A 7083-nucleotide genomic window follows, 5' to 3' on the forward strand; every position below is an offset into this window, starting at 1 on the left:
ACCCTATCCACACATTATCACCTTGTTTATATATTGAACCTAAGCCTGTAGCTAAACCCCCTTCACTTGGCGATAAAACGTATTCATCATCTGTTTTTGAAATTTTTACTGGCAATCGGTTTGATACAATTATGGTCTTGGACATTTTTGTTACTTTATATTATACATTTAACTATAATAATAAAGGCATAAACAGTCAAGTTGTTTGCCAAATAGTGATAATAAACACAAATTTGACACTTCTAATAAACAAAAAAAAGCCATCTGCTTGTAACAGATGGCTTTTAATTATGAAAAGCTTTGGAATTATTTTACTTGTTGAAAAAATTCAAGGTTAGCTTGTTGTGTGATCCTTACCAATACTTCATGAGCATCATTTTTAAGATCAACAAAGTATGATGTAGGGTCAATGTTATCATTTAATTCAGTATTAGCCTGATAAACAATTACTTCACCAACTTCATAACCTTTATAGTCTTTAGCAATTTGTTTTAAAGTTTTAGCAGGGATAGCTTTGGCATCAACTCTTTGAGTTACACCTAAAAACTCACCGTTAAGATTGTAGAAAGCTGTTTTTTTAACGCCATCAACAGTAAAGGTAGCTTTTTGGCAATTTTTAGTTACTGTCCAGTTAACATCTTTTGCATCAGCAAAGTCAACTGTAAAACCATGTAAGGCAACGTAAGAAACATTAGTTCCTCCGTCTACTCTTTTACCGCCATCGGCAGCAAAAACATTAACACTTAATAAAGCGGCAATTGCGGTTGTTAATAATATCTTTTTCATGTTCGTTTAAATTTTAAATCCATAACAAAAGTATGGTAAGATTGTCAATGTGACAAATAAAATTTAACTTTTATGAATATTTTATAATTATATATGTTTTTTGATAAAAATTTTAAATTTTTGCAATCTACTTAGTGTATAATTTACAATATCTAAATTTAAAACGATACAAAAAAATCGGTTTGCAGTCTGCTAAACCGATTTTTCATAAAATTTCTCCCTTGATTTAACCATTATCTGCGAAGCCGGGATACAACGTCATGCCGCCATCCATAAAAATTGTGGTTCCGGTAATATAATCGGCCTCATCAGATGCCAGCCAGGTAGCCAGTTTACCAATATCATCTGGCTTACCTATCCGGTTATAGGGTATCAGCGTCAGCAGTTTATCTAAAGCTTCGAGAGTATCCCAAGCCGCTTTATTGATTGGGGTTTGTATGGCACCGGGCCCAATAGATACTACCCTTATTTTATGTGGCGCCAGTTCCTGCGCAATACTTTTCATAAACATATTGATGCCACCTTTACTGGCCGCGTAATTTACATGGCCCGCCCAGGGAATCACCTCATGCACACTGCTCATACAGATGATCTTACCTGCTGCGCGGCTCCGGTCCTCAACCACTCCTCTGCGTATAAACTCCTTTGCCGCTTCGCGCGAGCACAAAAACTGACCGGTAAGGTTAATGCTGATCACCGTATTCCAATCCTCCAGTGTCATATCAACAAAGCTGGAATCCTTTTGCAAACCAGCGTTATTTACCAAAATATCAATGGTACCATAACGCTCAAACATTTGCGCAAACATGGCTTTTACCTGCTCTTCCTGACTTACATCTGCCTGAACTGCAAATGCTTCGCCACCCGAAGATTTTATTTCGTTCACAGTAGCTTCGGCAGCATCGTGGTTATGGGCATAATTGATAACAAGCCTGGCTCCGGCACCAGCCAGTGCCATGGCTACACCTTTGCCAATACCGCTATCGGCGCCGGTAACAAGGGCCGCTTGTCCTTTTAATGATGGAGATGGGTTCATTTTTAACGGATTTAAATGTTTTAATATAAAAAAATGTATTTTATACAATATGGTTTTAAAATATTAAAATATGTCTGAACCTAAATGTAATTGTCTGAACCAGGATTAAGCAGATTTATAAGATTTTGGGATTTTATATGCATTTTTAAAAATCTGAGTAATCCTTTAATCTGTTTAATCCCGGTTCAGACAAAATAAACATCAAAAAAAAGACGCATGTAATGCGTCTCTATTAAATCATGATAATCCCCTAATCCGCTTAATCCCGGTTCAGACAAAATTTACAGCGCTCTTATATAATCCAAAAACATATAAAGCGCTTTTTTCTTATCATCAGTCAACTCAAAATCAATCTTGTGCATCAGGTAATCCTTAATATCAAAATCATCGCGCATCGGTAGTTCTTCAAAAAGTTGGGCACGATGGTTTAAGCCATATTTCAATGCAGCGTTAAACTCATCCATAAAATCCTGCGGAATAGGCTTGTTGGCTATCCAGCCGGCGAACATAAATGGAAGACCGGTAAATTTTTGCCATTCTTCGGCCAGATCATACGCAAACTCGTATTTATTTTTTTTACCGAAGGTACGGTCACCAATTTGTACAAAAGCGGTGTTGGCATCGGTTGATTGAGCATAATCTGCTGCATCCTTCATCAGCTCGGGCTTTACCTCCCAGTAGTTTTTCAGTAAAACGCGGGCCAGGTTATTTGATGAACGCGATTGCGGGTCGAGTTGCAGGTATTTTACATCTTTGATATCGCAATTACTGAATACAAAAACTGAATTTACCGCACCAACGGCACCAATACAATATTCAGATACAATTTCCCATTGCGGCAGGTTTAAGGTAGCAGCTACGGGGATCAACCCGATATCAACCACATTGTCAATTAGTTTTTGAGCACAGTCTGACGGCATATCAAGGCTCAATTCAATTTTATCTAATATTCCACTATGCTGGATGCCGTATATAAAGGGTTTGGTGTTGGTATAGCTTACAGCTGATATTCTTATCTTATTCACAGAAGTGCTCTCTTTCAGGATTGTTTTAAATGTTCGGCATTATTAAAATCGGCGATCTCGAATTTTTCGCCGTCATATACTACTTTGTACAGAACCAGGTTTTGGTGCGGAAAGGCTTCCATTTCGGTAAGGGACCTATTGGTTAATATACAAAGCAATAAGCGCATGGCACGGCCATGCATACATATTAATACAGTTTTTTCGTCGGGATGGCTCATGATCACATCGAGCGCTTCGCGTTCACGGATCTCTACCTCATTAGGACTCTCGCCTCCTTCAAATTTACTGTCTAAGCGGCCATCGAGCCAGTCGCGCATAATTTGTAAAAAGGCTGCTTTATTTTGTGTAGTACTTGGTTGCCCTTCATGTATACCCCATGCCAGCTCATCAAGACCGGGCAATTTTTGGTATGGGATCCCCAGGTCAATAAATGATTGAACACTTTGCTGTGTGCGTTTTAGGGCCGATATGTATATTTTATCAAAAGATACAGTTTTGTAGAATTCAAAAAACTGGCGGGCCTGTTTACGACCTTCATCATTTAAATCAGTATCCATTCCACGCCCCTGCACAATGCCTTGTCTGTTAAGCTCAGTTTGGCCGTGACGTACTATATATAAGGTTTTTTGTATCATTCTTTTTTTAAGCCTAAAGCTAAAAGCCGAAGGCTTAAAGTTTTATTTGCTTTATTTATTACTTGCCACTCCCACTCTTAAGTTTTCAGCTAATTGATTACAGGCAATTTATAATATTGCGGTTTACTTTCTTCCGGAAATTCAAAATCAGTAAAATCGGTAACCACATTATATAAAGTATCGCGCTCAATAGGTTGCCTGCCTACATGTTTTATCAGCTCAACTAACTGTTTGGTGCTCATACCGGGGTGCTGCTCTTCTGCGCCGGCCATAGAATATATTTTGGTAGTGTCATCAAGCGTGCCATCAATATCATCCACACCAAAGTTTAATGATAGTTGTGCTGTAGTACGACTGATCATGGCCCAATAAGCTTTAATATGATCAAAATTATCAAGGTAGATACGCGCAATGGCATAATTCCGAAGATCCTCAACCACCGTAGATTCGGGCACATGCGACATCTGGTTGTCCTGATTACGGAATTTTAGCGGGATAAAGGTTTGAAAACCTCCTGTTTTATCCTGCAACTGACGTAAACGCTCCATATGGTCAACCCGGTGCCAATATTTTTCAATATGGCCGTACAGCATAGTAGCATTTGAACGACCGCCCAGTTTATGCCACTCCTCATGTATGGCCAGCCATTGATCGCCGGTACATTTATCTTTTGAAATAAGATCCCTCACTTCAGGATGAAATATTTCGGCACCACCACCCGGGATTGATTGCAAGCCCGCTTCCATCATGAGTCGCATGCCTGTAGCGTAATCAATTTTAGCCTTTTTAAATATGTAATGATATTCAACCGGTGTCAATGCTTTAATATGCAAACCGGGACGATGAGCACGGATGCGACTAAAAAGCTCCTGGTAAAAAGGCACATCGTATTGCGGTAAAACACCACCTACAATATGTACTTCGGTAACGGGTTCGCCATCATATTTAGTTACCATGTTGAACATTTCGTCCATGGTATATTCCCAGCCTTCTGATTTTTGCTTGAGTAAGCGTGAATACGAACAAAATTTACAATCGTAAACACAAAGATTGGTAGGCTCTATATGGAAATTACGATTGAAATATGTTTTATGACCATGCCGTTTTTCGCGGATGTAATTTGCTAAAACTCCCAGATAGCCCAGGTCGCCCTGCTCGTACAGCACCACACCCTCATCAAAGGTAATGCGCTGGTTGTTCAGTACTTTTTCGGCAATGTGCTTTAAATCAGCGGATAGATCCGGATTTTGTAATAATAACTGTAAATTACCTTCAGCTTCCATGAAAAAAACTTTGGGCAAATGTACTAAAAAGCATAAAACTATGCTTAGTAAGATGATTCATTGCTTAAATCAAAGGAAGTAATGACATTGAGTTTACAGTGAGGTAATGGCTGTAATAATGATACCTGTAACACAATCATCCTGGCAGCCCTTGGGTCGGTAGCCACAATTAGAGATCATACCATTGTTGTTAGCCTCAAAATAAATATCGTTATTTTTCTTATCAACTTTAAGCCAAATGGTGCGTGCTTTCAAATAAACATCATCTAAGGTAAGCAGTTCACCCGCCTGATTACCATGGGTATTTAAACTGGATTTTTCCTCATGCCAGCGTGCAGTAGTATCCCTGTTACTGGTGCCGTCTCTACGTAATTGTACTGCGATAAAATCACGGGAAATAATTTTTCCATCGCTTACCCCGATTTTAATTTCAGCACCATACCCCGTCCATGATCCATAGCTTTGCGTATAGCTGTATGAATTATGGACGCTTTTTTTGTAGCCTAACCAGGCGTTATAGCTTTTGTTATAATCGCTTTCGTTGGCGATATCTTCTTTTTTGCAGCTTGTTACCGAAAACAAAATGATAATAGTAAATAGGAACAGCTTTTTCATAAGGTTGGTTTTTATATCTATTCGTAAAAAATTGCATAAACGCTACAGCAAAAACTAAATAATCTTATTTAATTTGGCCGGATATCTAATACAGAATGAAAACTGAAACTATAGCTATACACGCCGGAAATAAAAAAGATGAATCATCAAGAGCTGTAATACAGCCCATTATACTATCAACCACATTTGAACGTGGTGTTGAAGGTGATTTCCCTGGCGGCCATATCTATAGCAGGTCATCGAACCCTAATCGTGAATCGCTCGAAAATGTGCTGGCTAAATTAGAGGGCGGTATTGATGCGGCCTCTTTTTCATCGGGCAATGCTGCTGGTATGTCAGTATTTCAGTCGTTGCCTCCGGGTACGCATATTATTRCCCCTGATGATATGTACCATGGTTTGCGCAACCAACTTAAAAACCTGTTTGCAGGCATTTTAACTTTTGATTTTATTGATGTTAATGATACCGAAGTATTAGAACAGCATATTAAACCCGAAACCRGGTTAATATGGATAGAAACCCCATCAAACCCCCTGCTTAAAGTAACCGATATTAAAAAAATAGTAGCCATTGCCAAAGCTAAAGGCATTAAAGTAGCTTGTGATAATACCTTTGCCACACCAATTTGCCAGCAACCACTTGCTTTGGGTGCCGACCTGGTGATGCATTCAGCAACCAAATACTTTGGCGGGCATAGTGACCTGATGGGCGGCGCATTAATTACTTCCGAAAAAAGCGATTGGTGGGCAAAAATTCGCCAGGTGCAGGAAATGGGCGGTGCTATCCCCTCTCCAATGGATTGCTACATGTTGGTACGCAGCATCAAAACCCTGCCTTATCGTGTTAAGGGCCATGTACATAATGCACAGCTATTAGCTGAGTTTTTAGAGCAACACGCTGGTGTTGAGCGGGTGATGTATCCCGGTCTACCCTCGCATCCGCAACATGAAGTTGCCAAGGCGCAAATGTTGGCTTTTGGTGGCATGTTATCATTTATTGTTAAAGGCGATGAAGAATATACCCGTATGGTAATAAATAAACTGCGGCTCTTTACCAGGGCTACCAGCCTTGGCGGTGTAGAGAGCCTGATAGAGCATCGTGCTACTGTTGAAGGCCCGGATACTAAAACGCCACGCAACTTGTTACGGGTATCTGTTGGGCTGGAGCATATTGATGATCTGATAGCTGATTTGGATCAGGCACTTTTATAAGCTGAAAGCAAAAAGCTGAGGGCTTAAAGCGAGTTCATCCACTTCAAAAAAAAGCTTTGTGCTTTTGGCTTTAAGCTTTCAGCTCTATCCTTTTATCTAAAAGAAAAATTTAATTTGGTATTTAAATAAATATCCTCTTATCTTTGAAACAATATTTGGTAGCAATACCATTGATCAATTCTCCGCATTAGTTCGGGTTTTGGTTTATAAAGAAGCGGCGAGAGATCAGGCTCAATGACCCGCTGGCAACCCTCCAAAATTGGAGAAGGTGCCAATTCCTGTCCCGGAAAATAACCCCGGGGAATATAAATTTATAACCATGAAAAGTTTAATTAAGATTACTACGAGCAACATTTTTAACACCTCAAACGGTACTGTACAATATATTAGCTTAAATATTGGCTGTATTTGTATGTGTTGCTGCTGTTGACTGACCTAACACGTCCCTTTTTCAATTCCTGAAAAATGCTCGTGTTTAACAACTGGTAAAGA

7 protein-coding genes and 1 riboswitch are annotated in these 7083 nt (G+C 39.4%); of the genes, 1 reads left to right on the plus strand and 6 read right to left on the minus strand.

The features are described 5' to 3' along the window. Positions 1–306: 306 nt before the first annotated feature. The 6 genes from AC1DRQ_RS28405 to AC1DRQ_RS28430 all read right to left on the minus strand — a co-directional run bounded on the left by AC1DRQ_RS28405 (position 307) and on the right by AC1DRQ_RS28430 (position 5380). On the minus strand, positions 307–786 hold the full coding sequence (locus AC1DRQ_RS28405) for a hypothetical protein (RefSeq protein WP_429392683.1): 480 nt from the start codon (positions 784–786) through the stop codon (positions 307–309). Between the two features lie 226 nt (positions 787–1012). Beyond that, positions 1013–1822 carry an SDR family oxidoreductase gene (locus AC1DRQ_RS28410; protein WP_477429026.1) on the minus strand — a complete coding sequence of 270 codons (810 nt, stop codon included), beginning with the start codon at positions 1820–1822 and terminating at the stop codon, positions 1013–1015. A 281-nt stretch (positions 1823–2103) separates the two neighbouring features. Further along, on the minus strand, positions 2104–2847 hold the full coding sequence (locus AC1DRQ_RS28415) for a menaquinone biosynthetic enzyme MqnA/MqnD family protein (protein WP_477429028.1): 744 nt from the start codon (positions 2845–2847) through the stop codon (positions 2104–2106). Positions 2848–2861: 14 nt separating this feature from the next. Further along, positions 2862–3482, minus strand: a complete 621-nt coding sequence (locus tag AC1DRQ_RS28420; protein WP_477429030.1) for a histidine phosphatase family protein — start codon at positions 3480–3482, stop codon at positions 2862–2864. An 89-nt stretch (positions 3483–3571) separates the two neighbouring features. Continuing rightward, positions 3572–4765 (minus strand): aminofutalosine synthase MqnE, encoded by a 1194-nt coding sequence (gene mqnE, locus AC1DRQ_RS28425; RefSeq protein ID WP_477429032.1) that lies wholly within the window; start codon positions 4763–4765, stop codon positions 3572–3574. 93 nt (positions 4766–4858) lie between these two features. After that, a complete protein-coding gene (locus tag AC1DRQ_RS28430) occupies positions 4859–5380 on the minus strand; it encodes a hypothetical protein (RefSeq protein WP_477429034.1) in 522 nt (173 codons plus the stop codon). A 95-nt stretch (positions 5381–5475) separates the two neighbouring features. Between AC1DRQ_RS28430 and AC1DRQ_RS28435 the strand changes: the two genes are divergently transcribed. Beyond that, positions 5476–6591, plus strand: coding sequence for a trans-sulfuration enzyme family protein (locus AC1DRQ_RS28435; protein WP_477429036.1), 1116 nt, complete (start codon positions 5476–5478; stop codon positions 6589–6591). Between the two features lie 201 nt (positions 6592–6792). Next, positions 6793–6903: riboswitch (SAM riboswitch) on the plus strand. Positions 6904–7083: the final 180 nt, after the last annotated feature.

The sequence above is a fragment of the Mucilaginibacter sp. P4_E8 genome (assembly GCF_056401495.1).

Coding starts and splice junctions, on each gene's coding strand:
- AC1DRQ_RS28405 (WP_429392683.1), bottom strand. CDS start 786: ATGAAAAAGATATTATTAACAACCGCAATTGCCGCTTTATTAAGTGTT.
- AC1DRQ_RS28410 (WP_477429026.1), bottom strand. CDS start 1,822: ATGAACCCATCTCCATCATTAAAAGGACAAGCGGCCCTTGTTACCGGC.
- AC1DRQ_RS28420 (WP_477429030.1), bottom strand. CDS start 3,482: ATGATACAAAAAACCTTATATATAGTACGTCACGGCCAAACTGAGCTT.
- mqnE (WP_477429032.1), bottom strand. CDS start 4,765: ATGGAAGCTGAAGGTAATTTACAGTTATTATTACAAAATCCGGATCTA.
- AC1DRQ_RS28430 (WP_477429034.1), bottom strand. CDS start 5,380: ATGAAAAAGCTGTTCCTATTTACTATTATCATTTTGTTTTCGGTAACA.